The organism is Bradyrhizobium sp. CB82 (assembly GCF_029714405.1).
GTDB lineage: Bacteria > Pseudomonadota > Alphaproteobacteria > Rhizobiales > Xanthobacteraceae > Bradyrhizobium.
On the sequence record NZ_CP121650.1, the window covers coordinates 4,314,344 to 4,340,408 of the forward strand.

At 63.7% G+C, this 26,065-nt stretch carries 33 protein-coding genes; 23 read left to right on the plus strand and 10 right to left on the minus strand.

Annotated elements, in window-relative coordinates:
* A complete protein-coding gene (locus QA640_RS20745) occupies window positions 1–516 on the plus strand; it encodes a hypothetical protein (protein ID WP_283042443.1) in 516 nt (171 codons plus the stop codon).
* 187 nt (window positions 517–703) lie between these two features.
* Complete coding sequence (locus QA640_RS20750) at window positions 704–1,924, plus strand: MFS transporter (RefSeq protein ID WP_283042444.1); 1,221 nt, start codon at window positions 704–706, stop codon at window positions 1,922–1,924.
* A gap of 59 nt (window positions 1,925–1,983) precedes the next feature.
* On the opposite strand, the gene QA640_RS20755 is transcribed toward QA640_RS20750, so the two are convergent.
* The 5 genes from QA640_RS20755 to QA640_RS20775 form a co-directional block, all read right to left on the minus strand.
* Window positions 1,984–2,370: an ester cyclase gene (locus QA640_RS20755; protein ID WP_283042445.1), complete on the minus strand. Its 387-nt coding sequence runs from the start codon at window positions 2,368–2,370 to the stop codon at window positions 1,984–1,986.
* 57 nt (window positions 2,371–2,427) lie between these two features.
* Window positions 2,428–3,300 carry a helix-turn-helix domain-containing GNAT family N-acetyltransferase gene (locus QA640_RS20760; RefSeq protein WP_283042446.1) on the minus strand — a complete coding sequence of 291 codons (873 nt, stop codon included), beginning with the start codon at window positions 3,298–3,300 and terminating at the stop codon, window positions 2,428–2,430.
* A gap of 45 nt (window positions 3,301–3,345) precedes the next feature.
* A complete protein-coding gene (locus tag QA640_RS20765) occupies window positions 3,346–3,762 on the minus strand; it encodes a cupin domain-containing protein (RefSeq protein ID WP_283042447.1) in 417 nt (138 codons plus the stop codon).
* Between the two features lie 83 nt (window positions 3,763–3,845).
* Window positions 3,846–4,223 (minus strand): hypothetical protein, encoded by a 378-nt coding sequence (locus tag QA640_RS20770; protein ID WP_283042448.1) that lies wholly within the window; start codon window positions 4,221–4,223, stop codon window positions 3,846–3,848.
* 25 nt (window positions 4,224–4,248) lie between these two features.
* On the minus strand, window positions 4,249–4,932 hold the full coding sequence (locus QA640_RS20775) for a VOC family protein (protein ID WP_283042449.1): 684 nt from the start codon (window positions 4,930–4,932) through the stop codon (window positions 4,249–4,251).
* A gap of 199 nt (window positions 4,933–5,131) precedes the next feature.
* Between QA640_RS20775 and QA640_RS20780 the strand changes: the two genes are divergently transcribed.
* Complete coding sequence (locus tag QA640_RS20780; RefSeq protein ID WP_283042450.1) at window positions 5,132–5,758, plus strand: PadR family transcriptional regulator; 627 nt, start codon at window positions 5,132–5,134, stop codon at window positions 5,756–5,758.
* Window positions 5,759–5,771: 13 nt separating this feature from the next.
* Complete coding sequence (locus QA640_RS20785) at window positions 5,772–6,419, plus strand: class I SAM-dependent methyltransferase (RefSeq protein WP_283042451.1); 648 nt, start codon at window positions 5,772–5,774, stop codon at window positions 6,417–6,419.
* A 50-nt stretch (window positions 6,420–6,469) separates the two neighbouring features.
* On the opposite strand, the gene QA640_RS20790 is transcribed toward QA640_RS20785, so the two are convergent.
* On the minus strand, window positions 6,470–6,829 hold the full coding sequence (locus QA640_RS20790) for an MmcQ/YjbR family DNA-binding protein (RefSeq protein WP_283042452.1): 360 nt from the start codon (window positions 6,827–6,829) through the stop codon (window positions 6,470–6,472).
* A gap of 150 nt (window positions 6,830–6,979) precedes the next feature.
* Here QA640_RS20790 and QA640_RS20795 point away from each other — a divergent pair, with 150 nt between their 5' ends.
* The 4 genes from QA640_RS20795 to QA640_RS20810 all read left to right on the plus strand — a co-directional run bounded on the left by QA640_RS20795 (window position 6,980) and on the right by QA640_RS20810 (window position 12,264).
* Window positions 6,980–8,143 carry an MFS transporter gene (locus tag QA640_RS20795; protein WP_283042453.1) on the plus strand — a complete coding sequence of 388 codons (1,164 nt, stop codon included), beginning with the start codon at window positions 6,980–6,982 and terminating at the stop codon, window positions 8,141–8,143.
* 101 nt (window positions 8,144–8,244) lie between these two features.
* Window positions 8,245–9,915 (plus strand): acetolactate synthase large subunit, encoded by a 1,671-nt coding sequence (locus QA640_RS20800; RefSeq protein ID WP_283042845.1) that lies wholly within the window; start codon window positions 8,245–8,247, stop codon window positions 9,913–9,915.
* Window positions 9,916–10,052: 137 nt separating this feature from the next.
* Window positions 10,053–10,742 (plus strand): GNAT family N-acetyltransferase, encoded by a 690-nt coding sequence (locus QA640_RS20805; protein WP_283042454.1) that lies wholly within the window; start codon window positions 10,053–10,055, stop codon window positions 10,740–10,742.
* A gap of 334 nt (window positions 10,743–11,076) precedes the next feature.
* A complete protein-coding gene (locus QA640_RS20810) occupies window positions 11,077–12,264 on the plus strand; it encodes a serine hydrolase domain-containing protein (protein WP_283042455.1) in 1,188 nt (395 codons plus the stop codon).
* A 69-nt stretch (window positions 12,265–12,333) separates the two neighbouring features.
* Here the strand turns inward: QA640_RS20810 and QA640_RS20815 are convergent, their stop codons facing one another.
* Entirely contained in the window at window positions 12,334–13,674 is a 1,341-nt protein-coding gene (locus tag QA640_RS20815; RefSeq protein ID WP_283042456.1) for an RtcB family protein, read from the minus strand.
* A gap of 142 nt (window positions 13,675–13,816) precedes the next feature.
* On the opposite strand from QA640_RS20815, the gene QA640_RS20820 reads away from it, so the two are divergent.
* The 5 genes from QA640_RS20820 (at window position 13,817) to QA640_RS20840 (ending at window position 16,454) form a co-directional block, all read left to right on the plus strand.
* Entirely contained in the window at window positions 13,817–14,164 is a 348-nt protein-coding gene (locus tag QA640_RS20820; protein WP_198031735.1) for a metalloregulator ArsR/SmtB family transcription factor, read from the plus strand.
* An 11-nt stretch (window positions 14,165–14,175) separates the two neighbouring features.
* The gene (locus QA640_RS20825) at window positions 14,176–14,709 is read left to right on the plus strand and encodes an SRPBCC family protein (protein ID WP_283042457.1); all 534 of its coding nucleotides are present in this window, start codon (window positions 14,176–14,178) and stop codon (window positions 14,707–14,709) included.
* Window positions 14,710–14,742: 33 nt separating this feature from the next.
* A complete protein-coding gene (locus tag QA640_RS20830) occupies window positions 14,743–15,489 on the plus strand; it encodes a thioredoxin family protein (protein ID WP_283042458.1) in 747 nt (248 codons plus the stop codon).
* Window positions 15,423–15,725, plus strand: a complete 303-nt coding sequence (locus tag QA640_RS20835) for a hypothetical protein (RefSeq protein ID WP_349253740.1) — start codon at window positions 15,423–15,425, stop codon at window positions 15,723–15,725. Before QA640_RS20830 ends, QA640_RS20835 begins: the two co-directional genes overlap by 67 nt.
* A gap of 69 nt (window positions 15,726–15,794) precedes the next feature.
* The gene (locus tag QA640_RS20840) at window positions 15,795–16,454 is read left to right on the plus strand and encodes a DUF429 domain-containing protein (RefSeq protein WP_283042460.1); all 660 of its coding nucleotides are present in this window, start codon (window positions 15,795–15,797) and stop codon (window positions 16,452–16,454) included.
* Here QA640_RS20840 and QA640_RS20845 read toward each other — a convergent pair.
* Entirely contained in the window at window positions 16,448–16,687 is a 240-nt protein-coding gene (locus QA640_RS20845; protein ID WP_283042461.1) for a hypothetical protein, read from the minus strand. The two genes, QA640_RS20840 and QA640_RS20845, sit on opposite strands and share 7 nt — an antisense overlap.
* Before the next feature lie 164 nt (window positions 16,688–16,851).
* On the opposite strand from QA640_RS20845, the gene QA640_RS20850 reads away from it, so the two are divergent.
* Window positions 16,852–16,998 carry a hypothetical protein gene (locus QA640_RS20850; RefSeq protein ID WP_283042462.1) on the plus strand — a complete coding sequence of 49 codons (147 nt, stop codon included), beginning with the start codon at window positions 16,852–16,854 and terminating at the stop codon, window positions 16,996–16,998.
* Between the two features lie 129 nt (window positions 16,999–17,127).
* Complete coding sequence (locus tag QA640_RS20855) at window positions 17,128–17,832, plus strand: glutathione S-transferase N-terminal domain-containing protein (RefSeq protein ID WP_283042463.1); 705 nt, start codon at window positions 17,128–17,130, stop codon at window positions 17,830–17,832.
* 15 nt (window positions 17,833–17,847) lie between these two features.
* Here the strand turns inward: QA640_RS20855 and QA640_RS20860 are convergent, their stop codons facing one another.
* Complete coding sequence (locus QA640_RS20860; protein ID WP_283042464.1) at window positions 17,848–18,219, minus strand: tRNA-binding protein; 372 nt, start codon at window positions 18,217–18,219, stop codon at window positions 17,848–17,850.
* A 104-nt stretch (window positions 18,220–18,323) separates the two neighbouring features.
* On the opposite strand from QA640_RS20860, the gene QA640_RS20865 reads away from it, so the two are divergent.
* Entirely contained in the window at window positions 18,324–18,683 is a 360-nt protein-coding gene (locus tag QA640_RS20865) for an ArsC family reductase (protein WP_283042465.1), read from the plus strand.
* On the opposite strand, the gene QA640_RS20870 is transcribed toward QA640_RS20865, so the two are convergent.
* Window positions 18,650–18,838, minus strand: a complete 189-nt coding sequence (locus QA640_RS20870; RefSeq protein ID WP_283042466.1) for a hypothetical protein — start codon at window positions 18,836–18,838, stop codon at window positions 18,650–18,652. The genes QA640_RS20865 and QA640_RS20870 overlap by 34 nt on opposite strands.
* Window positions 18,839–19,396: 558 nt before the next feature.
* On the opposite strand from QA640_RS20870, the gene QA640_RS20875 reads away from it, so the two are divergent.
* The 7 genes from QA640_RS20875 to QA640_RS20905 all read left to right on the plus strand — a co-directional run bounded on the left by QA640_RS20875 (window position 19,397) and on the right by QA640_RS20905 (window position 25,968).
* Complete coding sequence (locus tag QA640_RS20875) at window positions 19,397–20,152, plus strand: ABC transporter ATP-binding protein (protein ID WP_283042467.1); 756 nt, start codon at window positions 19,397–19,399, stop codon at window positions 20,150–20,152.
* Window positions 20,145–20,894 carry an ABC transporter ATP-binding protein gene (locus tag QA640_RS20880; RefSeq protein WP_283042468.1) on the plus strand — a complete coding sequence of 250 codons (750 nt, stop codon included), beginning with the start codon at window positions 20,145–20,147 and terminating at the stop codon, window positions 20,892–20,894. The genes QA640_RS20875 and QA640_RS20880 overlap by 8 nt, the downstream gene beginning before the upstream one ends.
* Window positions 20,895–20,930: 36 nt before the next feature.
* Window positions 20,931–22,154, plus strand: a complete 1,224-nt coding sequence (locus QA640_RS20885; RefSeq protein WP_283042469.1) for an ABC transporter substrate-binding protein — start codon at window positions 20,931–20,933, stop codon at window positions 22,152–22,154.
* 73 nt (window positions 22,155–22,227) lie between these two features.
* Window positions 22,228–23,097 carry a branched-chain amino acid ABC transporter permease gene (locus QA640_RS20890; RefSeq protein WP_283042470.1) on the plus strand — a complete coding sequence of 290 codons (870 nt, stop codon included), beginning with the start codon at window positions 22,228–22,230 and terminating at the stop codon, window positions 23,095–23,097.
* Between the two features lies 1 nt (window position 23,098).
* Entirely contained in the window at window positions 23,099–24,067 is a 969-nt protein-coding gene (locus QA640_RS20895; protein ID WP_283042471.1) for a branched-chain amino acid ABC transporter permease, read from the plus strand.
* Between the two features lie 155 nt (window positions 24,068–24,222).
* Window positions 24,223–24,867 carry a DUF47 domain-containing protein gene (locus QA640_RS20900; protein WP_283042472.1) on the plus strand — a complete coding sequence of 215 codons (645 nt, stop codon included), beginning with the start codon at window positions 24,223–24,225 and terminating at the stop codon, window positions 24,865–24,867.
* Between the two features lie 96 nt (window positions 24,868–24,963).
* A complete protein-coding gene (locus tag QA640_RS20905) occupies window positions 24,964–25,968 on the plus strand; it encodes an inorganic phosphate transporter (protein ID WP_283042473.1) in 1,005 nt (334 codons plus the stop codon).
* The last annotated feature ends 97 nt before the right edge of the window (window positions 25,969–26,065 follow it).

Below are 26,065 nucleotides of genomic sequence, written 5' to 3' on the forward strand. Positions count from 1 at the left end.
ATGTCACCGGCAACCGTCTTCCAGATCCATCTCGTTCTTGGCTACGTCCCGTGGCTGCTCTGGCTCCGTACCTATGGGTGGCCCTGGCTCAAGTCGATGGACCAGGTCGAGGCGCAACGCGCCATCGCCACCTTGCACAGCTTCCGCTTCTTCGGCCTCGTTTTTCTCGTTCCCGGCGTGGTCGGGCCCCAGCTGCCGACCGGCTTCGCGACCTTCGCGGCCTACGGCGACTTCGCAACCGGATTGCTGGCCATGCTGGCGCTTCTCACGGTGCGGGTCCGTCCGCTCTTCTGGCTGTTCGTCACTGCCTTCAATCTCTTGGGGGCAGGTGACATCATCATCGACTACTACCACGGCAATCAACTTGGCCTAGCGCCGCTGGCAGGGGAGTTGGGTGCCACCTACGCGATCCCGATCGTCTACGTGCCGTTGCTCATGATCACGCATGTGGCTGCGTTTTATTTGATGGTGCGCTCTGGCGAAGGGCAAACCGCGATGCAGGTCGATGTCGCATAGGGGCGTTGAAATGTCGCTAGGTGCGTCATGGTATGGCTGCATGGCAGCAGGCGGCAGCAGAGGCGTCGCACCAGCGCGGGGCGGTTCCAGCTCAGCAAGAAATTTCGCTAGGATGGATGGTGGTCCTGTCGGATCGAGCTCGGCCTGTTCGTCTTCATCCAGAGGCATCTGTATGGGAGACCAGAAAATGAATCCTTCCAACTATCGCTGGGTGATCGTCGCGGCCGGCGGCCTGCTCGGCTGCGTCGCGATCGGCGGCATGTTTTCGTTGCCGGTCTTCTTGCAGCCGATCGCGAAGGACACCGGATGGTCGGTGACTGGTGTATCCAGCGCGATGACGATCGGCTTTCTGGCGATGGCCTTCACCAGCATGGCCTGGGGCACACTGACCGACCGGTTCGGACCGCTGCCGGTGGTGCTGACCGGATCGATCGCGCTGACGCTGAGCCTGACGTTCGCGAGCCACGCGACCTCGCTGATCGCCTTCCAGTTCATCTTCGGGCTATTGGTCGGCGCGTCCTGCGCGGCGATTTTCGCGCCGATGATGGCGACCGTCACCGGCTGGTTCGACACCCATCGCAGCCTTGCGGTCTCGCTGGTCTCGGCCGGCATGGGCATGGCGCCGATGACAATGTCGCCGCTCGCGGCCTGGCTCGTCTCCAGCCACGACTGGCGCACCTCGATGCAACTCGTGGCGCTGGTGGTCGGCGCCATCATGATCCCCGTCTCGCTCCTGGTGCGCCGCCCCCCGGCACTTGCGAATCCGCAGGCCGCAGCGCCTGAAGTCGGTGCGCTGCAGTCGGAGATGTCGCTCGGCGAAGCGCTGCGCTCGCCGCAATTCCTCGTCCTGATCGTCACCAACTTCTTCTGCTGCGCGACGCATTCGGGTCCGATCATCCACACCGTCAGCTATGCCGTGAGTTGCGGCATCCCGCTGATCTCGGCGGTGACGATCTACAGCGTCGAGGGGTTTGCCGGCATGGGCGGCCGGATCGCCTTCGGTCTCATGGGAGATCGCTTCGGCGCCAAGCGCGTGCTGGTCTCGGGCCTGCTTGCGCAAGCCTTCGGTGCGCTCGCTTACGTCTTCGCGCACCAGCTGGCGACCTTCTACGCGGTCGCCGCCGTGTTCGGCTTCATCTATGCCGGCACCATGCCGCTCTACGCCTCGCTGGCGCGCGACAACTTCCCGCTGCGCATGATGGGCACAGTCATCGGCGGCACGGCGATGGCCGGCAGCCTCGGCATGGCGACGGGTCCGCTCGCCGGTGGCCTGATCTACGACGCGTTCTCGAGCTATGCCTGGCTCTATATCGGCTCCTGGCTGCTCGGCCTCTGCGCATTCCTGATGGCGATGACGTTCAGGCCGTTTGCGAGGCCGCAAGGTGAGGTCGCGCCCGCGACGGCGTGAGAGCCGTGGAGGAGGTGCGCTGCCTCTCCCGCTTGCGGGAGAGGCGAAGTGAGACCGGGCTACAACTGCGCCTCGATCGCGGCCTTGTCGATCACCGACCACACCTGCCAGATCTTGCCGTTGTGGAATTCGTAGAACACGTTCTCGCAGAACGAAACGCGCCTGCCGTTTACGTCGAGCCCGAGGAATCTCCCGACAGGCGTACAGTCGAATGTCAGCCGGCTCGCGATATGCGGCGGATCCGAGATCAGCAGCTCGACCTTGAAACGGAGGTCCGGAATCTCACGAAAATCCTTCGCCAGCATCGCGCGATAACCGGTAAGCCCGATCGGCTTCGCGTTGTGGGACACATCCTCGTGCACGAACTGTCCGAGCGCCTGCCAATCCTGCCGGTTAAGGCAGGCGATGTAGCTGCGGTAGACGTCGGCGAGGTCGGTCCTGGTCATGGCGATGCTCCTGCGGTCCTTACGATAACGCCGCAGGAGCCGAATTCGGCGTGGCGCTCAGAGGTGCTTTTCGAAGAACAGGTCGGGATAGGGATCGTCGTTGTAGCGCTCGATCGCGCTCCAGCCGGTCCTGCGGTAGAGCTGACCGGCTTCGGTCAGCGCGCTGTTGGTATCGAGCCGCAACACGGTGACGCCAAGCTCGCGCGCGGCGTTTTCGCTCGCATCCATCAGGCGCCGGCCGAGCCCCAGCCCGCGCGCGGAAGGCGCGACCCACAGCCGTTTGATTTCTGCGTAGCCATGGTCCGTTCCCTTCAGCCCGACGCAGCCGATCGGAAGCGTGTCCGACATCGCCACGATGAACGTGCCGCGCGGGCGGACCATGTCCTTGGCGTCAGGGTCGCGCGACCGCTTGACGTCGAACCCCTGTTTGAAACGGCGCGCGAGCTCGGCATAGTACTCGCCGAGGCAATAGCGCGCCTCGTCGCTGCGCGGGTTCATGTCAACAAGCTCGATGCGGCTCCGTCCAAGCGCGGAGCCGATCAAGTCCATGGCGGCGAGCAGCGCGTCGCGTTGCGAATGCTGCGCGAGGAGAGCTTCGGCTTGCGCGTTGGACAGCGCCTCATAGGCACTGAACTCGCGCCGTCCTGCGCGCGTCAGCCGGGCGACGCGGCGGCGCGCGTCGTCCTCATGCGGGCTCGTCTCGATCATCCCTTCGTCCTCGAGACTGCGGAGCAGGCGGCTCATCAGACCGGAATCGAGGCCGAGATAGTCGCGGATCTCGGCGACGTCCTCGCGCCCATGCCCGATCGCATTGAGCACACGCGCGGCGCCCAAGGGCCGGCCGCGCCCGAGGAAGGAGGTATCGAGCGCGCCGACTGCGGACGTGACGGCACGATTGAAACGGCGGATACGGGAAATGGGGTCGAGCATATATCTGACTTTAGTCAGATAACATGTTTCAGTCAATAGAGCGCTTCACTTCACCAGCGTCAGCAGCGGCTTGTCTTTCTCGACGATATAGGTTGCAAGCTCGCTCGCGGTGACGCTGCCGACGTTCTTCGCAGCATGGACGGTGCCGGCCGGGATGAAGAGCACGTCGCCCGCCTTCAGCATCACCGGCCCTTTGCCCGCGACATCATATTCGATCGCGCCCGCGAGCACGTAGATGATCTCTTCGCCGGGATGGGTGTGGTTTCCGAACGCCACGCCAGGCGCAAGATCGACGCGAACCTGGACGGCCTCGCGTCCGGGAACGCCGAGGTCGTGACGCTGCAAATCGGTTCGCGTGACGCCGGCTCCACCCTGCGCCGCTGCCGGCAGGGTGAGAAGGTTTCCGGCGAGCACGGCAGCGCTCGCCAGAACACGTACGGTTCTCAGGAGATGGTTGCTCATGGTTTGGCTCCTTTGTCGGCTTGACCGCACCGCGCGGACCCAGCCGATGCTGGTCCGCGTCGGAAGCGTGCGGTTCGATCCGTTCAGATGAGGGTGGTGGTTACGTCGATGTTGCCGTGGACTGCCTTGGAGTAGGGGCAGATGCCGTGCGCGGCCTCGATCAGTCCCTGCGCAACCGCGCGGTCGACGCCGGGCACGTTCACGTTCAACCGTGCGCGCAGGAAGAATGCGCTGCCGGCCTGGTTGAGATCGATCTCGGCGTCGACCTCGGGCTCGATCCCGCGGACGAACGGCAGGTGAGGGTGAGCCTCACGCCCGCGGGGCGAAAGCTGCTCGACAGGGATCTCGGCGAGTCCCTGGTTGCGGCCAGCGGTCTCGGCGACCAATTCCCGGTCGTGCAGAAGACGGTGAGCAGACTGCGCGACAATCTCCTGCGCAACACGCGAGGGTGAGGCTGGCAAGCCGTGAGCTGCACCGGACGGTGCGTCAAGTTGGCAGCGGCTGGCCTGCTTGCTCCTTGACGATGTAGTCGGCGTACCAGTCCGGCCAATTTTCATCGTGCTTGCCGCCGGTTCGCTTCTCGTGCTCGCCATGGGCTGTGGCTGCGCGCCGCAGCGCGCTCGAGAGTTCGGCTGTCGAATTGAAAGTGGTGTCGGCCTCGACGCGGCCCGGCAATCGCGTTGTGATCTCCTGGAGCAGCCAGCCATTGCCGTCGGGATCGCGGAACGAGGCGAACGAGCGATAGCTGCCGCGTGCGGGATCCGGGCCGCTGACGCGGCGCGAACCGGAGATGTAGGGCTCGTCCGGGCCGCTATGCGTATCGCCGCTGCCGTGAAAGACCTCGCCCACCTCGATGCCGCGGGCAACGAGCGCGTCGCGGGCGGCCTCGATGTCGGAGACGATCAGGTACAGGCCCTGTGCGGAGCCGGGCTTGGCCGGGGTGACGTTTCTGCCGAAGATGACCGAGGCGTTCGAGCCCGGCGGGGTGAACTGGATCACGCGCCAGTCGTTGCCGGAGGTGAAGTCGGCATCGAGCCGCCAGCCGAGTTTTGCGTAAAACGCCTTGGCGCGATCGACGTCGGATACCGGCACGACGACGATCTCGAGTCTGAAATCGACGCTGCGCAGTTTCGGGGTGCCGGCAGCCTTGCTGTTCTCCGCGGTGGCCATGGTTTCCTCCCTCGATGTCCGTAGAGCGGCGCCCGGATCGTGCGCGCCAAATGTGACGGTTTCCGCGATCCGGCGGCCTGACCCTGTCCGCCTTCTCACAATATGAATCGCCGCATTGATGAGCGCTCACGAATTCGTGCGTTGCAGTTTCACTCTCAAAACATATCTTACGATATATCTAAAATAGGAGACGTAAGATATGTTTCGAGACAATCGACACGACAGAGACGACCGGGAATTTCGCTTCGCATTCGCCATGGGCCGCCATGGCGGGCGGCATCGCTTCGGCCGCGGCGGCCATGGCTTCTTCGGCCGTGGCGGTGGCGCCGACTTTCCAGGCGCGCGGCGGCTTTCGTCGCAGGACCTCCAGCTCGTCATCCTCGCGTTGCTCGCCGACCAGCCGGCGCACGGCTACGAGCTGATCAAGACCATCGAGGAGCGCTCGGACGGCTTCTACAGCCCGAGCCCCGGCGTGATCTATCCGGCGCTGACCTATCTTGAAGAGGTCGGGCACGCCAGCGTCGAGCAGGATGCCGGCCGCAAGCGCTACAGCGTCACCGCGCAGGGCCAGGCCCATCTCGCCGAGCATCGCGCCACCGCGGATGCGATCCTTCAGGCGCTATCGCGGATCGGGCGCCGCATGGACGAGGTGCGCGAGGCCTTTGCCGGCGTCAGCGATCTCGATGGCGATGCCGCCGACGAGATGCAGCGCGCCCGCCATGGCCTGAAGCGCGCGCTGCGCGCCAAGCACGGCTGTGACGCCGATGAGGCGCGGCGCATCGCCAAAATCCTCGACCGCGCGGCGGCCGAGATTCTGCGGAGCTGAAGGGAATACGATCATGTCGCAAGAGCAACCGCACAGCCCGATCCAGGATGCGCGTGTCAACGCCGTGATCGAGCGAATGCAGGCCGCGCGGCGCCGTCCGCCGGGCGGCGGACCGCGCGGCGGATTCAGCAGCCGCGATCCGCATGCCTATGCCGAGCAGGGCTTTTCCATTCATCCCGAGCAGGGCGAGCTGATTTACATGTTGTGCCGAAGCCTGCGCGCGACGCGCGTTGCCGAGTTCGCAACCTCGGTCGGCATGTCGACGCTCTATTTCGCGGCCGCGATGCGCGACAATGGCGGCGGCACCGTGATCGGCTCGGAGATCGTGCCGGCCAAGGTCGAGACCGCCCGACGCAATCTCGACGACGCTGGACTTGCCGCCTACGCCGAGATCCGCGAAGGCGACGCGCGCAAGACGCTGCGCGATCTCGGCGGTCCCGTCGATTTCATCCTGATCGACGGCTGGCCGGGCGGGGAGGGGCCTTCACTGGCGCGCCAGGTGATCGAGATCGTCGCGCCGCAACTGCGCGTCGGCGGCTACGTCATGAACGACAATGCCGAGCCAGATTTCCTGGACTTCGTGCGCGATCCCAAAAGCGGCTTCGTCTCGATGACACTGCCGCTCAAGGGCGGGACGGAGCTCAGCCTGAAGGTCGCGTGACGCTGCGAGACCAAGCCCGTCCAGCAGGGTGGGTTGGCTAACTAACTTGCCTACGGTCCCAGCCGCAATTCCTTGCGTGCCTTGCGCGTCAGCTTTGCAACCACGAGCGCATGCGCCTGGTCGAGATAGGCGGCGAGCTCGGAGTCTGGCAGGGCTTCGTTGTCGACGAGCTGCACCCATTTGGCCCGCGCGAGATAGGGCGCAGGCCGCGCAACGCCATGCTCGATCAGCATCGCGTAAGCCATGTTCGACGTCTTGAACATGAAGCCGCCGCCGGAGCGCTCGACGAAGCCGCGCGCGAGCGCAAACATCTTGCCGCCGACCTTGAACACGGAGGTGCCTTCCCACTGCACCACCTTGGTTGCGGCGGGCAGTCGCAGGCAATGGGCTTCGAAGCGTTTGGGGGTCATGTCAGGGCAAAAGCGAAAGGGATGGGGCAAGATCATTGGCCGAGTGCGCGAAGCCCGACAAGCCGAAACTTCCGTGCGTCTTCACAGTTTTGCCCGAGGCGCACATTACCTGCGGCTTCTCACGAATCCTGAGTGCCTCGCGGAGTTCCCATGCACACGCTGTCAGCCGACCGGCCGGCCACCCGGCTCGCGACACGCCTGTCCTTTCTCGTCGCGGGGTTTGGCATCGCCTGCTGGGCGCCGCTGGTGCCGTTCGCCAAGGAGCGGCTTGCAGTCGACGACGGCATTCTCGGCCTGCTGCTGCTCTGCCTCGGCATCGGCTCGGTTGCCGCGATGCTGCTGACGGGTGCCTTGAGCGCGCGCTACGGCAGCAAGCCGATCATTCTCGTCGGCGGCTTTGGCCTCGCCGCGATCCTGCCGTGGCTCGTCGTCGCAAGCACGCCGGCCGCACTCGGCCTGGTCCTGTTCGGCTTCGGCGCCGCGCTCGGCTCGATCGACGTCGCCATGAATATTCATGCGGTTGAGGTGGAGCGCGCCGCAACGCGTCCGCTGATGTCCGGCTTCCACGCCTTGTTCAGCATCGGCGGATTTGCCGGATCGAGCCTGATGACGCTGCTGCTGTCGGTTCACCTCGGCCCGCTCGCAAGCACGCTGATCGCCTCGGCTCTGATGCTGGCCGCGATGATCATGGCCTGGCCGCTCCTGCTGCGTAGCGCACAGGCGCAGAATGGACCGCTGTTCGTCCTGCCACACGGCATCGTGCTCCTGCTTGCGGCGCTGGCCGCCATCACCTTCCTCGTCGAAGGCGCCATGCTCGATTGGGGCGCGCTGCTCATCGTCGGCGCCGGGCTCGCGCCGGAGACGCAAGGCGGGCTCGGCTACATGCTGTTCTCGATCGCGATGACCGCAGGCCGGCTCGGCGGCGATGCCGTGGTGGCGCGGGTCGGAGATCGAGCCACGTTGATCGTCGGCAGCCTGCTGGCGATTGCCGGCTTCGTTGTTCTGCTGGTCGCGCCACTCGCCATTGTCGCCATGGCCGGGTTCGTTCTCATCGGCCTTGGCGCTTCGAACCTGGTGCCGGTGCTGTTTCGTCGCGCGGGCTCGCAACAAGCCATGCCCACAGGCCTTGCCGTCGCTGCAATCACCACCGCGGGTTATGCCGGCGTTCTGGTTGGCCCTGCCGGCGTCGGTTTCGTGGCCCGGATCGCGAGCCTGCCGCTGGCGTTTGCCATGCTCGGAGCGCTCTTGTGCCTCGTCACGCTATCGGCGGGTATCGTGACGTCGGGCGACCGCTCTAGCGGACACGCCGCCTAAGCTGGCGCGCCGCATTGTGAGTTGAGTTGTCATCACGGGCGGCTACCATGCCGTTCAAGTTTTCCGGCGGAATGCCGGAGACCACGTTGAGGGGAGGCGACATGAGCGGCCAGGCACGGGCGGTGAAGGGATCGGATCTGTTTGTCACGGCGCTTGAGAATGAAGGCGTTGACCGCATCTTCGGCGTCCCCGGCGAGGAAAATCTCGACCTGGTCGAGTCCCTGCGCAACTCCAAGATCGAGTTGATCCTGACGCGCCACGAACAGGCCGCTGCCTTCATGGCCGCAACCCATGGCCGGCTGACGGGCAAGCCCGGCGTCTGTCTCTCCACGCTCGGGCCGGGCGCGCTCAACCTGTCGACGGGCGCCGCCTATGCGCATCTCGGCGCGATGCCGATGATCATGATCACCGGCCAGAAGGCGATCATGAGCAGCCGGCAGGCGCGCTTTCAGATCGTCGATGTCGTTGCGAGCATGAAGCCGCTCACGAAACTGGCGCGGCAGATCGTCAGTGCGTCCAGCATTCCAACCGTGGTCCGCGATGCCTTCCGCGTCGCGATGGAGGAGCGTCCGGGGCCGGTGCATCTCGAATTGCCCGAGGACGTCGCGGGCGAGGAGGTCGCGTCCGTGCCGGTGGTCCCGGTGCATCCGATCGAGATTCCCGTCGCCCATCGCGCCGCGCTCGACCGCGCCGCAGAGATGATCCTGGCGGCGAAACACCCGCTTGTCATGATGGGCGCGGCGACCAGCCGGCCGCGGTCGACCCACGGCATTGCGAACTTCGTGCGCAGGACGCAGGTTCCGTTCTTCACCACGCAGATGGGCAAGGGCACCGTTCCCGGCGGCACCAATCTCTATATGGGCACGGCAGCATTGTCCGAGCGTGACTATGTCCACGAAGCCATCGACGCCGCTGACCTGATCATCGCAATCGGCCACGACGCGATCGAGAAGCCGCCCTTCATCATGGGGCCGTCGGGACCGAAGGTGATCCACGTCAGCTACACGCCGGCGAGCGTCGAGCAGGTCTATTTCCCCGATGCGGAGGTCGTCGGCGACGTCGGGCCGAGTCTCGAATTGCTGGCCGACCGCCTGGAAGGCCGGCTGCCGGATGCCGGCGCGCTGCTGCCCTTGCGCGAGCAGATTCTTGAGCATATCGCCGATCGCGCGACTGAATCGCGCTGGCCGCCGACGCCGCAGAGAATCGTGCACGACATCCGGCAGGTGATGCCGGAGAACGGCATCGTCGCGCTCGACAACGGCATGTACAAGATCTGGTTCGCACGCAACTACCGCACCAGGGTCGCCAACACGCTGCTGCTCGACAATGCGCTGGCGACGATGGGCGCCGGCCTGCCGTCGGCGATGATGGCCGCGATGCTGTATCCCGAGCGCCGCGTGCTGGCAGTCGCCGGCGACGGCGGCTTCATGATGAACAGCCAGGAGATGGAGACCGCCGTCCGGCTCAAGCTCAACCTCGTCGTGCTGATCCTTCAGGACAACGCCTACGGCATGATCCGGTGGAAGCAGGCGGTCGATCACTTTGCCGATTTTGGCCTGACGTTCGGCAATCCCGACTTCGCCCTGTACGCGAAATCCTATGGCGCCAAGGGCCATCGTATCGAGACGATCGACGGTTTCGTGCCGACGCTCGATGCGGCCTTCAGGGAGGGCGGCGTGCACCTGATCTCGATCCCGATCGACTATTCGGAGAACGTGCGAGTGCTGGTCGATGAGCTCAGGGCCCGCGACAAGCACGGCGGTAAGCCGTAGTTTTCACGAGGGGTCCGGCGGGTGCTCCCTTACGGCACCGTGACCGTCAATGCAGTCAAAGGTGGCCTGGAAATTCCGGCCGAGCAGGGCAGTCGCCAATGCGGCCGTGATCTAAGTCTCGATAAGGAATAGAGCCCGTGTCCGATTCCGATTTGGCGCTGCTGGACCGGCCGATCTGGAGCGCACTGACGATACGACAGCGAGATCTGGCACAAGGCGGTGCGCGGGCGCTGCGTTATCCCTCGGCGATCGGGCCCTTCGCCGACATGGTCGATCTGTCGCCAGCAAGCTATGCGGAGCTCGGCGAGTTGATGTCGCCGTCCGAATATGTCGTGCTGTTCACGCATGACGCGGTGGCCGCGCCGGCGGGATTCAAGGCGCTGCTCGCCGAGACGGGCGAGCAGATGATCGGCACACCCACCGTGAGCCCGCTCCATGATGCCGAGATCGTGACGCTCGGCGTCGATGACGTTCCGGCGATGGTGGCGTTGACGGCGTTGACCAAGCCGGGTCCGTTCAGCAAACGGACCCACGAGCTCGGAACCTTTCTCGGCATTCGCGTCGGTGGCGAGCTGGTCGCGATGGCCGGCGAACGGATGAAGCCCGGCAATTTCACGGAGATGACGGCGATCTGCGTGCATCCCGATCACCGCGGACACGGCTATGCCCAGGCGCTGCTTGGAGCGATAGGGCGCCACATTGTTGCGCGCGGCGAAACTCCCTTCCTGCACGTGTTTTCGAACAACGCGTCTGCGATCGCACTCTACCAGCGACAGGGGATGAGCATCCGCCGCCGCCTGCATGTCACCGTGCTCCAGAAGGAGTGATGAGGCCGGTGGCGCCTGCGACCGGGCCCTTGCCTCCTTGCCTTGCGCTCAGGTCTTGTAGTCGACGAGCAGCGAGCTCGACCCGGACGAGGACGAGGCGCCGCCACAGGAGCTGTAGGAGGTCGACTGGCTGGTGGCATTCTGCAGCAGCGCGATCAGCTCCTTGCCGGGACGTTTGCAGCGCTCTTCGTTGTATTGCTCGATCGTGGGTGAACACGCCGCGAAACAAAAAAGGCGCCGCGGTCGGCGCGGCCGTGACCTCGCGCGGGCGGGACTTCCCCGCGGCCGATTTGTCGTTATATCGGTGTCGACCAATTCAGGGAGGCACGAGCTTATGGACGCCAGGACGCGTGATTTTTCCGCCGCACGGACTGCGATGCAGCGTTACGTCGACCAGGAGATCGTCGCCGGAGTGTCCTGGGCGGTGCTGCGCGGGCGGGAGGTCGTCGACCAGCAATGCGTAGGGTTGGCCGATCGTGAGACGAATGTCGCGCTCAGGCCCGACCACATCTTCCGCGCGTTTTCCAACACCAAGATCGTCGTCACCTGCGCGATCATGCTTTTGGTCGAGGATGGTCGCATCGGTCTTGACGACGCAATCGAGAAATTCCTGCCGCAGCTGAGCAATCGCAAGGTGCTGAAGCAGGGCGCGACGAGCCTTGCCGATGTCGAGCCGGCGCAGGGCCCGATCACGATCCGTCAATTGCTCACGCACACCTCCGGTCTCAGCTACGGCATCTTCGATCCCGGTACCGTGCTGTTCAAGGCTTACAATGAAGCGAAGGTGCTCAATCCGCTCACGACGCTCGCCGATATGATCGACAAGCTCGCCGATCTGCCGCTGTCCTATCACCCCGGCACGAGCTGGGAATATTCGGTTGCGACCGACGTGCTCGGCCGCGTCGTGGAGGTCGCGTCCGGCAAGGCGCTCGATGTTTTCATCAAGACGCGCATCTTCGATCCGCTCGGCATGGTCGACACCGGCTTTTCCGTACCGGCAGCCGAGCAGGGCAGGCTGGTCGCTTACTATCGTGGCGCCGACGTGCTCGATCCAATGAAGCCGGGCCTGTGGCGGATCGACGATCAGCCCTATCCGCAAGCCTATCGGCGGCCATTCCCGCGGCTGTCGGGCGGCGGCGGCCTGGTCTCGACCCTGACGGACATGCTCGCCTTGGTGCGGGCGCTGTTGCCGGGATCGGGCGAGCTCTTGAAGCCCGAGACGCTGCGGCAGATGATGACGAACCAGCTTGGCAGCGGCCAGACCATCCGTTTTGCAACCCTCGGGGCCATTCCTGGCAAGGGATTTGGGCTCGGCGGCGCCGTTACCTTTGCGCCGACGTCTTTTGACCCCCCAAACTCGACCGGCGAATTCCAATGGGGCGGCGTCGCCGGCACGCATTGGTGGATATGCCCCGCCGCCAACACGGCCGGTGTGCTGATGGCGCAGCGGGCGATGGGGTTCTGGAATCCGTTCTTCTTCGAATTCAAGCGGCTCGCCTACGCAGCGTTGGGGACAGGCTGACGCGCTCCGCGAAGATCGCTGGAAGCGAATAACGAAGTGGGAGGCAATGCCTCCCACTTGCCGTTGACATCAGTCCTTCCAAGGATCGAACTCGCCTTCGCCGGCCATGGCGACGGCGAAGGGCCGCAGCGTGTGCAGCACCTTGACGGTGCCGGCATGCTGCGCGAGCACCTCGGGCAGGCGCCGATAGGCCATCGGGCTTTCGTCGAGGTCGGCACCGATCAGGATGACGCCGCGCTCGTTCAGCCAGCGGTCCATCTCGACGCGAGTGAAGCGCCGCTTCGCCTCCTTGCGTCCGAACAGGCGGCCGGCGCCGTGCACGGTCGAATAGAGCGAAGCCTTCGCCTCGGGACTGTCGACGCCTTCGAGGATCACGGCGTCGTCGCCCATGGAGCCGCCGACGAATCCCTTCTGGCCGGGGAAAGCCGGCGTCGCGCCCTTGCGCACCACCCACAAATCCCGGCCGCCATGCGTCTCGCGCCAGGCATAGTTGTGGTGGTTGTGGATGCGCTCGGTGACGCTGCCGCCGATGATCTGGCGGATGCGCTCCACGACCCACTCGCGGCCCGCATTGGCGTAACGCCCGGCGAGCTGCATCGCCGCAATGTAGCGGCGGCAGAGTTCGGAGTCCTCGTCGACGACGGCGGGCGGGACGTTCATCCCGTCCTTGCCGCCGGCGGCCTTCAGGTAACGCGTCGCCGAGGTATGTCCGAGACCGCGGCTGCCGAAATGGACGCCGATCCAGACAAAACCGTCCTCGTCGCGCATCAGATCGACATAGTGGTTGCCGGATCCGACGGTTCCGAGTTGGGCGACCGCCTTCTGCCGATAAGCTTCCATGTCGCTCTCGCGCCACGCATCGCCGTCGTCGAACAGCTCGTGCTCGGCGCGCTCGGCGTTGGCCCGGCCGACCCCGAAGGAGATCGTTCTCGTGAGATCGCGGATGATCGTGGGTACGATCGCCGAGATGTCGTCGAAGCGCGTATCGAGACGCACGGCCATGTTGCCGCAGCCGATGTCGAAGCCGACGCCGGAGATGCTGATCTGTTTCTCATAGGCGATGACCCCGCCGACCGGCTGGGCGTAGCCGAGATGGCCGTCCGCGCAGATTGCGCCGGACACGACGTTGCCGACCGCCATGCAGTTGCGCATCTGCGCGACGATCGCCGCATCGTGGTCGCCGATGATCTTCAGCGGCGCATTCTTGAAGCACTCATCTTGCGGGCGGAGATTCGCGATCTCGCGTGCGAGCTCACTGGTCGCGCGGGCCAGTTGTTCTTTCCGCGCCGCATCTCGATAGAGACACCAGGCAGGCTGGCCGCGTCCCTCGCCGACGCGCGAATCCGGGTCGACGCCGGCGGCGAGGCAAAGTTCGCGGGCACGTTCCTGGTAGGGATCGGGTCGTCGCATGATCTTGCTCCTACTTCATTCCGCGCGTGCCGTATCTGGCTCCCGCAGGCTAGCTCGAGTTGTTCGGAGCCGCCGGAACTCCGCCAAAAATAAATTAAACCGATCGGTTGACAATTGATCCCAGGGTTCTATGTTTAACCACATGGTTGAACAATTCGCGCATCTCGACGCCGTTTTCCACGCCCTCGCGGATCCAACGCGGCGGGCAATGCTTGGCCATCTGGCGGAACGGGAGCTGACGATCGGGGAGCTTGCGACACCGTTCAGCATGAGTTTCGCGGGCGCCTCGAAGCACGTTCGTGTGCTGGAGAATGCCGGCCTCGTCACACGCACGATCCGCGGCCGTACCCATCTGTGTCGGCTGCAAGCCGCACGGCTCGCGGAAGCCGATGCATGGCTGCGACGCTACGAACGCTTCTGGAATGACAGGCTCGACTCGTTGGAGGCCTTGCTGCGCGCCGAAGACGAGGCAAAGGCAAAAAAGAAGTGAGGAGAAGAACGATGGATGCAAAGACCAAGCCCGATGCCTATGGTGAACTGATCGAACCGACGACGCTGAAGCTTCAGCGCCTGCTGCCCGGACCGATCGAGCGTGTCTGGGCGTACCTCACCGACAGCGACCTTCGCCGCAAATGGCTGGCGGCGGGCGTGATGGAGACCAGCGTCGGTGCACCCTTCGAGTTCGTCTGGCGCAACGATGAACTCAACGATCCCCCGAGCAGGCGCCCGGCCGGCTTTCCCGAAGAGCATCGGATGCAGAGCCGGATCACCGAGTGCGATCCGCCACGAAAGCTATCGATTGCCTGGAGCAACAGCGGCGACGTGACCTTCGAACTGGAGCCGAAGGGAAAGGGCGTGGTGCTCACCGTGATCCATCGTCGTCTGCCCGACCGCTCGACCATGCTCAAGGTCGGCGCCGGCTGGCACATGCATCTCGACATTCTGGTCGCGCGCATCTCTGGCGAGGAGCCGGCGCCGTTCTGGGATGGCTGGGCTCGGCTTCAGCAGGACTACGACCGGCGGCTGCCGGCCTGACGTAACGCACCCACAACCAACAGGAGGTTAGCCATGCAGATTCATGTCGTTTCGGCGCAGGAGTGGGAAGCTGCGCGTCAGCAGTTGCTCGTCAAGGAGAAGGCGTCAACCCGAGCCCGTGACGCACTGGCCGCTGAGCGGCGACGGATGCCATGGCTCGCGGTGGAGAAGAGTTACGCGTTCGATGGGCCCGAGGGCAAAGCGAGCTTGTTCGACTTGTTCGCGGGCCGCCGTCAGCTCATCGTTTACCGCGCGTTTTTCGAGCCGGGCGTGTTTGGCTGGCCCGACCACGCCTGCCGCGGCTGCTCCATGGTGGCCGACCAGGTTGCCCATCTCGCTCATCTGAACGCGCGTGATACCACGCTCGTGCTTGTCTCGCGTGCGCCGCAGGCGGACATCGCACGCCTCAAGGCACGGATGGGATGGGAGATGCCCTGGTACACGATCACGGATAGCTTCGACGCCGACTTCGGCGTGGGGGAATGGCACGGCACCAACGTGTTCTTCCGCGACGGCAGCAAACTCTACCGTACCTATTTCATCAACAACCGTGGCGACGAGCAGATGGGGGGTACCTGGAACTACCTCGACATCACACCGCTCGGCCGGCAGGAGGTGTGGGAAGACTCGCCCGAGGGCTATCCCCAGACGCCGACCTACAAGTGGTGGAACTGGCATGACAACTACGAGGCAGGTGCGGCGCCCGACAAGAGATGGGTCGAGGTGTCGGACGCCGGAGAAGCGGCGTTCCGGAAACAGCAGGCGAGCGCAAAGTCGTGAGCCAGACCGCGGCGATCGGCGCGGCCAACCGGCTGCGCCTCGCAGCCGCGCCGACGTTCGCGATCATGGCGCTGCTGACGGCCATTCTTGGCGGCGGATCTCCGGATGCGTTGTGTTCGACCGCGGGGGCGTCGCCGTTCGGCGGAATGGTCACAATGTACCTACTGATGAGCGCCTTCCATTTGGCGCCTTGGCTGAAGTTGATCGGGAGCCGCCGGGCTGTCTCGCGTGGGTGAAGGCCCGGAGCAAGACCGTAAGACCGAGTGACCCGGGCGCGGGAGGCCATGCAGCAGACGGAATAGGGGATGCCAAGCTATCTCGGCCTCGACGGCTTTCGGTCTGGCTGGGTTGCGGCCTGGATCGATTGGCGCGGCGATCATGGGTTTGACTATGCACCGGGCCTCGCGCGCTTGCTCGCGATGCCGCATAAGCGCGCGATGGTCGACATGCCCATCGGATTGAAGATGACGGGCTATCGGGTCTGCGATCTTCGTGCCCGCGAGCTGGTCGGCGCTACCGTCTTCCTCGGCGCGCGTCGCGATCTCTGGACGTTTGCGGACATGGCCGCCGCGAACCGGCACTACTGGCAGCAGGGCGACAAAGGCGTGTCGTGCCAGCTCTGGAACATCAGGGACAAGATCAGAGAGCTCGACGTTGTCATGACACCGGATCGCCAGAAGACGATCGGCGAAGCGCATCCGGAATTGATCTTCTGGAATCTCGCCGGCAGCCGAAAGCTGGACCGAAAGGCGTCGGCGACCGGGCGCGAACAGCGCATCCGGCTGCTGGAGAGGTGCGGCTTTGTCAAGCTCCGGAAATGGCTCACGCAGCGCCACGGCACCGGCATCGGTCGCGACGACCTGATCGACGCCTGTGCCTGCGCGATCGCTGCGCGCGACAGCATCAGATGCCTCGATGGCGAAGATCCTGATCCGCGCGGGTTGCGGATGGAGATCAACTATTGAGAGCGATCAGCTGCCCCGATCGCTTCCGCCTGTGCGGTGCGGCCTCGTTGCGCACGGCGCTGCTTGAGATGCTGGCGAAGTTGATCTTCCTGATGTTCTAACCTCGCCGCTCTGGCTTCATACTCGTCGGCCATCGTCCGCAGCCGTCGCGAGGCTTCGTTATGGGCAAGGTCTTCCGCGACCCGGCGACAACGCTCGGCGTGATCGAGCAAGGCGCGCTTCTCGATGTTCATCTCCTGACAACGCGGGCGTGGCTCAATGGTCCCTCGCCCTGGTTTTGAAAGAGCGCCCGTGTGGCGTTCCGAGTGGGAAAGAGTGGCATTGTTTTCGCGGGAGCAAGGAACCCGGCTAACGAGCCGACGTTGAGAGATCAAGTTTTGCTGAGGGGACGAATGCAATGAACGATGTCAGCCAATTGGCGACCGCGATGCTGGCGATCGCCTTTACGGCGATGTTGCTGGTCACGGGCCAATGGTTCATGGAGTATCGGTTGCAACATGAACCGATGGCGCCGATCGCGGCGATGATGACATTGCCGCCATAATGCGTCGGGCCGTCCCCCACCGAACCTTGTCGTCGTGACCGGAACGTGCAGGCGGCACGGCCTGTGATCTTGCGTTGTTCCGCTCCTCGCCTAGATTAGATGCGCCCACCACATGCATCTAAGGTCCTGATGTCCGATCTCTCAGCTTTCGCCATCACCAAGCGCTGGCCCGCCAAAAATCCCGAGCTCCTTCAACTCTACTCCCTGCCGACGCCGAACGGCGTCAAGGTCTCGATCATGCTGGAGGAGATCGGCCTGCCTTACGAGGTCCATCTCGTCGACTTCGGCAAGGATGACCAGAAGACGGTGGAATTCCTGTCGCTCAATCCGAACGGCAAGATTCCCGCGATCCTCGATCCCAACGGCCCCGGTGGCAGGCCGCTGCCGCTGTTCGAATCCGGCGCGATCCTGCAATACCTCGCCGAGAAGACCGGCAAGCTCCTGTCGCACGACGCGGCACGCCGCTATCAGACCATCCAGTGGGTGCACTTCCAGATGGGCGGAATCGGGCCGATGTTCGGCCAGGTCGGCTTCTTCCACAAGTTCGCCGGTAAGGAATTCGAGGACAAGCGGCCGCTCGAGCGCTACGTGGACGAGTCCAAGCGCCTGCTCGGCGTCATGGAGACGCATCTTGCCGGCCGACAATGGGTGATGGAGGACGAGTACACCATTGCCGACATCTCCATGCTCGGCTGGGTCCGCAATCTCATCGGATTCTATGGCGCGCGCGATCTGGTCGAGTTCAACAAGTTCAAGGCGGTCGGCGCCTGGCTTGAGCGTGGCCTGGCGCGACCGGCAGTGCAGCGCGGACTGAATATTCCGAAACGGCCGTGAGGCGGAAGGGTGGTGCTAGAACAGCCGGCCGCCGTTCGGCGCGGGTTTGCCCGGCTGCACTAGCACGACCTTGCCCTCGGCGTCGGGGAAACCGAGCGTCAACACCTCGGAAACGACCGGCCCGATCTGGCGCGGGGGGAAATTGACGACGGCCGCGACCTGCTGTCCTACCAGCGTTTCCAGCGGATGGTTTTCGGTGATCTGCGCCGAGCTCTTGCGCACGCCGATCACGGGGCCGAAGTCGATCCACAACCGCCACGCCGGCTTGCGCGCTTCGGGGAACGGCTTTGCGTCGATGATGGTGCCGACGCGGATGTCGACCTTCAGAAACGTGTCGAAGTCGATGGTCGGTGCCGCGGCGGCAGTGGAATCGTGGTTGACGTGCATGGTGCAATCCGTGTGGTGAACTCAGGTAGCGAATATTGTGGGGCGCGCGGTAGTTTCGTACAACGCCGGCCATCGTCACGACGACCCATGCACGAGGAACGGCCTTGCCCATCATCATCTATGGCATCAAGAACTGCGACACCATGAAGAAGGCGCGCGCCTGGCTCGATGCCAACGGTGTGGCCTATGATTTCCACGACTACAAGGCCGCGGGCGTCGAGAAGGAAAAGCTCAAGGCGTGGAGTGACAAGGTCGGCTGGGAGACGCTGCTCAACCGTGCCGGCACCACGTTCAAGAAGCTTCCCGAGGCCGACAGGGAGGGCCTCAACGAGAAGAAGGCGCTCGCCTTGATGCTGGCGCAACCCTCGATGATCAAGCGGCCCGTGCTCGAGATGGGCAGCAAGCTCCTGGTCGGATTCAAGCCGGAAATCTACGCCAAGGACGTCGGCGCCAGAAAGCGCTGAAGGCTGGCCAAGGCTAGTTCAGGCTCGATGATCTCGGCGGTCACGCCGAGTGCGGCCGGGTCGGCGAACTTAATCATCTCGGTGGCTATAATGCGGCCGGGCGCGCGATGAACGAGATCGCGGTCGATCACCGCGCGCATTTTCGGGCGCGGCATCGCGTCATTTCCCGCGCTTCAGATTCTTGATCTCGAAGCCGCCGTCCTCGCTGATCGTCTTCACGGACGCAATGACATGGGTGATTTTGTCGTCGATCGCGAACGGCAGCAGCAGGCGCTCGTAAGCGACGGCGCGGCAGCCACGTGTTCAGGAGATCACGTTGCGTGATCGACTTGACGCCCGACGGAGTGGCGCTTTCGAAATCCAAAACAATATTCCGGCGAAATACACACCGCGGATGATCCACCGCGCGGGAAAATCTTCCATGAAGGGCTGGCCGAGCCTACGAAAGATCGTTAACGACGGCTTGATGAGCGATGGTTTGCGCGCGAGGTCATCGGGCAGTGCGACATCAATGCCTTCGACTAAGGGAGCATCTGTCCCCTGGTCGGCGGCTCCGTCTGCTCAGCTTTCCGCCTTGCCTAACCCCCGTCACCTCCGGCATATTCCGCCACCGGAGGCGGCATTCCAGGAAGGCTCCAAGGCTTCCGGAAAGCCGATAGCAATAAGCAAAGCTACGCGCGGCCAGCGCGTCGCGCGGGGAGGGGGAAATCTGTTTGGCCGATGAGTTCATTCTCGAAACGGAAGGGCTGACCAAGGAGTTCGCGGGATTCTTCGCCGTCCGCGATGTCGCCCTCAAGGTCCGCCGTGGGAGCATTCACGCGTTGATCGGTCCGAACGGGGCCGGGAAGACGACGTGCTTCAATCTCCTGACCAAGTTTCTCAAACCGTCTACCGGAAAAATCTTCTACAAGGGACAGGACATCACGGCCATGGCGCCGGCCGACGTCGCGCGCATGGGATTGGTGCGGTCATTTCAGATCTCGGCAGTGTTTCCGCATCTGACCGCGCTGGAGAACGTGCGGGTCGCGTTGCAGCGTCAGCACGGCAGCTCGTTCGACTTCTGGCGCTCCAAGTCGGTGCTCAATCGCTTCAACAATCGCGCACTGGAACTTCTGGACGATGTGGGCCTCAGCGAGTTCGCCAATACGCCAGCGGTCGAGATGCCCTATGGGCGCAAACGTGCACTCGAGATTGCAACGACGCTCGCGCTCGACCCGGAAATGATGCTCCTGGACGAGCCGATGGCCGGAATGGGCCACGAGGACATCGACAAGATCGCGGCCCTGATCAAGCGCATCTCGGCAAACTATACCATCCTGATGGTCGAGCATAATTTGAGCGTGGTCGCCAATCTCTCCGACATCATCACCGTCCTGACGCGCGGGCAGGTGCTGGCGCAAGGCCATTACACCGATCTCGCCAAGGACGAGCGTGTCAAGGAAGCCTATCTGGGAGCCGGTCATGCCTGACACCGCGATCGCCGAGGCACCGGCCAGGGCTGCAACGACGGGCGGCAACATCCTCCAGGTCCGCAACTTGGAGGCCTGGTACGGCGAGTCCCACATCCTGCATGGGATCAATTTCGACGTGAATGCGGGCGAGGTCGTCACCCTGCTCGGACGCAACGGCGCCGGCAAGACGACCACGCTGAAGTCGATCATGGGCATCATCGGCAGGCGTGCCGGCTCGATTCGTTTCAACAACCAGGAGATCATCCGCGCGACCTCTGACAGGATCGCGCGCATGGGGATTGCCTTCTGCCCCGAGGAGCGCGGTATCTTCGCAAGCCTGGACGTGCGGGAAAACCTGCTGCTGCCGCCGATCGTGCGGGCGGGGGGCCTCTCGCTCGACCAGATATTCGAGTTGTTTCCGAACCTGAAGGAACGCCTGAGCAGCCAGGGGACAAAACTCTCCGGCGGCGAGCAGCAGATGCTGGCGATTGCGCGCATCCTGCGCACCGGCGCGAGCTTCCTGATGCTGGACGAGCCGACGGAGGGTCTTGCACCGGTCATCATCCAGCAGATCGGCCACACCATCGCGCGGCTGAAGAAGGAGGGGTTTACCATCCTGCTGGTCGAGCAGAACTTCCGCTTCGCCTCGACCGTCGCCGATCGCTATTATGTCGTCGAGCACGGCAAGATCATTGACGGATTCTCCAATGCGGAGCTTGCCGCCAATATGGACAAGCTCCACGCCTATCTCGGCGTCTAGAACGACCAACGAGAAACTTCAAAAAAGGAAAGTTGCATGAAGACCAAGTCGATTGCGTCATTTCTGCTCGGCACCGCGCTGTCGCTCACCGCAGTGGGCGTGGCTTGCGCACAGGACAAGACCGTCAAGATCGGCGCGCTGTCCGATCAGTCCGGTCTCTACGCCGATCTCGGTGGCCCCGGCTCCACGCTGGCGGCGCAGATGGCGGTCGAAGATTCCGGCCTCGCCGCGAAAGGCTGGAAGATCGACATCATATCCGGCGATCACCAGAACAAGCCCGACATCGGCACCGCGATCGCGCGGCAATGGTTCGACGTCGACAAGGTCGACGTCATCGTCGACGTGCCGAATTCCGGCGTGGCGCTTGCCGTCAACAACGTCATCAAGGAGAAGAACGGCGTCTACATCAATTCGGGCGCCGCGACCTCCGATCTCACCAACGCGCAGTGCTCGCCCAACACCGTGCACTGGACCTACGACACCTACATGCTCGCCCACACCACTGGCCAAGCGCTGGTGAAGGCGGGCGGCGACACCTGGTTCTTCCTGACCGCCGACTACGCCTTCGGCGGGGCGCTCGAGCGCGACACCACGGCGGTGGTGCTGGCCAATGGCGGCAAGGTGGTTGGTGGGGTCAAGCATCCGCTCAACACGCCGGACTTCTCCTCCTTCCTGCTCCAGGCCCAGGCCTCCAGGGCCAAGGTCATCGGCCTTGCCAATGCTGGCGGCGACACGACCAACGCAATCAAGCAGGCGGCCGAGTTCGGAATCGCCAAGGGCAATCAGAAGCTCGCGGCGCTGCTTCTGTTCCTCACCGACGTCAAGGCGCTCGGACTCGAGACCGCGCAGGGCCTCAATTTCACCGAGACCTTCTACTGGGACATGAACGACCAGACCCGCGCATTCTCGAAGCGCTTTGCCGCGAAGATGAAGAACGGCGCGCCGCCGACCATGGTGCAGGCGGGCGTCTATGCGGGCCTGCGTCATTACTTCAAGGCGCTGGAAGCGCTCGGCGGCAATCCGCATGACGGCGTCAAGGTCGTCGAGAAGATGAAGTCGATGCCGACCGAGGACGATCTGTTCGGCAAGGGCGAGATCCAGCCGAATGGCCGCACCATCCACAACGCCTATCTGTTCGAGGTGAAGAAGCCCTCCGAATCCAAGGCGCCGTGGGACTTCTACAAGCTGGTCGGAACGGTGTCGGGCGATCAGGCCTTCACGCCGCTGGCCGAAAGCAAGTGTGCGCTGTTGAAGAAGTAGGAAGCAATAGCGGTTCGCCGGCCAACGCCGGCGAACCACGTGAGCAACGCCGAAGGGACTGGGTGCGGGATCGATGCAGGCTCTCTATGCACAGCTACTGGTGGGACTGATCAACGGCTCGTTCTACGCGCTGCTCAGTCTGGGGCTTGCCGTGATCTTCGGCATGCTGAACATCATCAATTTCGCCCACGGCGCGCTCTACATGATGGGCGCGTTTGTCGCGTATTTCCTGCTCAACAACGATTACCTCAGCATCGGCTACTGGCCGGCGTTGATCATCGCGCCGATCGTGGTCGGCATCTTCGGCATGATCCTGGAGCGGACCATGCTGCAATGGCTGACTGGGCTCGATCATCTCTATGGCCTGTTGTTGACATTCGGTTTGGCCCTGATCATCCAGGGCGTGTTCCAGAATTATTTCGGCTCGTCCGGTCTGCCCTATGCCATTCCCGACCAGCTCAAGGGCGGCATGAATCTCGGCTTCATGTTCCTGCCCGTCTACCGCGGCTGGGTCGTCGTCTTCTCGCTGGTGGTGTGCCTTGCGACCTGGTTCCTGATCGAGAAGACCCAGCTCGGCGCCTACTTGCGCGCCGCGACCGAAAACCCGACGCTGGTGCGCGCGTTCGGCATCAACGTGCCGCGCATGATCACGCTGACCTACGGTCTCGGTGTCGGCCTTGCAGCACTCGCCGGCGTGCTCTCCGCGCCGATCAACCAGGTGCGGCCGCTGATGGGCGCCGACCTCATCATCGTGGTGTTCGCGGTGGTGGTGATCGGAGGCATGGGATCGATCATGGGTTCGATCATCACCGGCTTCGCGCTCGGGGTGATCGAAGGCCTGACCAAGTATTTTTACCCCGAGGCCTCCAACACCGTCGTGTTCGTGCTGATGGTGCTGGTGCTGCTCGTGAAGCCCACGGGTCTGACGGGAAGGGCGGCCTGATATGACAGCCTTGACAGACGATACCCTGCCCGTGACCGCGCGCGCGATGCGCGACGAGATGATCGTGTTCGTGTTCATGGCGCTGGCCCTGGCCGCCGTGCCATTTACCGGAATCTATCCGTTCTTCGTGATGCAGGCGCTGTGCTTCGCGCTGCTCGCCTGCGCCTTCAACCTGCTGATCGGCTATGGCGGTCTGTTGTCGTTCGGCCATGCGATGTTCCTCGGCACCGCCGGCTATTGCAGCGCGCATGCGCTGAAGGTGTGGGCACTGCCGCCGGAACTCGGTATCCTCGCCGGCGTTGCAGCGGCCGTCGTGCTTTCGATCGTGACCGGCTACATCTCGATCCGCCGCCAGGGCATCTACTTCTCGATGATCACGCTGGCGCTGTCGCAACTCCTTTATTTCATTTACTTGCAGGCGCCGTTCACGCATGGCGAAGACGGCATTCAGGGCATTCCGCAGGGCCATCTGTTCGGGATCGTCGATCTCTCCAAATCGACGGTGCTTTATTACGTCGTGCTGGTCGGTTTCCTCGCCGGCTTCCTCCTGATCTATCGCATCATCAACTCGCCATTCGGCGAGGTCTTGAAATCGATCCGCGAGAACGAGCAGCGCGCGATCTCGCTCGGCTATCGCACCGATCAGTACAAGCTGCTGGCCTTCATCCTCTCGGGCACGCTGGCGGGCTTTGCGGGCTCTCTGAAGGTGTTCGTGGCGCAGAACGCCTCGCTCACGGACGTGCACTGGTCGATGTCCGGTGAGGTCGTGCTGATGACGCTGGTCGGCGGTCTCGGCACCATTTTCGGGCCCGTGGTGGGCGCCTTCGTGATCATCGCCATGCAGCAGTACCTGGCGAGTTACGGCCAGTGGGTGACGGTGATTCAGGGCGCGATCTTCGTGATCTGCGTGCTCACCTTCCGCCGCGGCGTCGTCGGCGAAATCGCGCATTACCTTCGGAGATCTTTGTAAGCCTCTGATATATAAGTAATTTCCAAGATTCTTGAAAGCGGTGGATGAACTGCTTCGGGCGGCGTGAGGTGGCACGCGCGCGGCCTGAAAATGGTCTATGACAGTTGGGTGACAGTCCTCCCGGACCGGCCAATCTCAACCCGGCAGTTAATCCCATGATTCGTTGGTTTCGTGCCTTTCTCCCCAAGGAGGAACGGTTCTTCGATCTGTTCGACCGCCACGCCCAGACCGTGATCCAGGGCTCGATTGCGCTCCAGGGCATGCTGAACGGCGGCGAGGAGACGCCGGTCTATTGCCAACGCGTCAATCAGTTCGAGAACGACGCCGACAACATCACGCGCGAGGTGCTGACTGCGGTGCGCCGCACCTTCATCACCCCGTTCGACCGCGGCGACATCAAGAACCTGATCACCTCGATGGACGACGCCATCGATCAGATGCAGCAGACCGCCAAGGCAGTGATGCTATTCGAAGTCCGCGCCTTCGAGCCGCCGATGCGCGAGATCGGCGGGCTTCTGATCGAGTGCGCCAACCTTGTGGGCCGCGCGCTGCCGCTGCTTCAGCAGATCGGCAAGAACGTCGCCATGCTGACCGCGATCACCGAAGAGCTGACCAAACTGGAGGGGCGTGTCGACGATCTTCATGACATCGGGCTGAAGGAGTTGTTCCTGAAGCACCGCGATGGCAACGCGATGGATTTCATCGTGGGCGTCGAGATCTACGACCATCTCGAGAAAGTCGCGGACCGCTTCGACGACGTCGCGAACGAGATCAACAGCATCGTCATCGAGCAGGTCTAGCGCATGATCCGGAAGAGCGTGCAGCGGTTTTCCCCGACAAACGCGGAACGCGTTTGCGCGCAGATCATGCGCAAACTTTAAAGCAGGGGGCGCGTCGTGGATGCCGTGTTGGGTCTTCCCGTCCTGGTCGGACTGATCGCGGTCGCGCTGCTGTTCGATTTCCTGAACGGCCTGCACGATGCCGCCAATTCGATCGCAACCATCGTCTCGACCCGCGTGCTGCGGCCGCAATTCGCGGTGTTCTGGGCCGCGTTCTTCAATTTCATCGCCTTCATGGTGTTCGGCCTGCATGTCGCGCAGACCATCGGCACTGGAATCATCGATCCCACGATCGTCGACGCCCAGGTGATTTTTGCCGCCCTGGTCGGCGCCATCGTCTGGAACATCGTCACTTGGGCCCTTGGCATTCCCTCCTCATCGTCGCACGCGCTGATCGGCGGTCTCGTCGGCGGCGGCATGGCCAAGGCCGGGATCACGGCGGCGGTTTGGAGTGGCTTGTCGAAGACCGTCCTGGCGATCGTGCTCTCGCCACTGGTCGGCTTCCTGCTCGCAATGATGCTGGTTGCAGTCGTCTCCTGGGCCTCCGTGCGGTCGACGCCATTCGCCGTCGACCGCGCCTTCCGCATCCTGCAATTCGCCTCCGCCTCGCTCTATTCGCTCGGGCATGGCGGCAATGACGCCCAGAAGACCATGGGCATCATCGCCGTGTTGCTCTTTTCGCAGGGCCAACTCGGCGGGGAATTTTACGTGCCGTTCTGGGTGGTCTTGTCCTGCCAGGCAGCCATGGCGATGGGAACACTGATGGGCGGCTGGCGGATCGTCCGCACCATGGGCCTGCGCATCACCAAGCTGACGCCGATGCAGGGTTTTTGCGCCGAGACCGGCGGTGCCGCGACCCTGTTCATGGCGACCTTCCTCGGCGTTCCCGTCTCGACCACCCACACCATCACCGGCGCGATCGTCGGTGTCGGCGCCGCTCGCCGCGTGTCGGCGGTGCGCTGGAACGTGGCGAGTTCGATCGTCTACGCCTGGGTGATCACGATCCCGGCTTCCGCGCTGGTCGCCGCGCTCAGCTATTGGGCAGTGCAGCTTGTGCGCTGACCCCAGACATTACGGGGTGGAGTTTCGCCTCGGAACCCCCCATATCGGGGGCGCCATTGTCCCTTGATCCCCACGGTTTTCCCTGCCAAACGCTCCC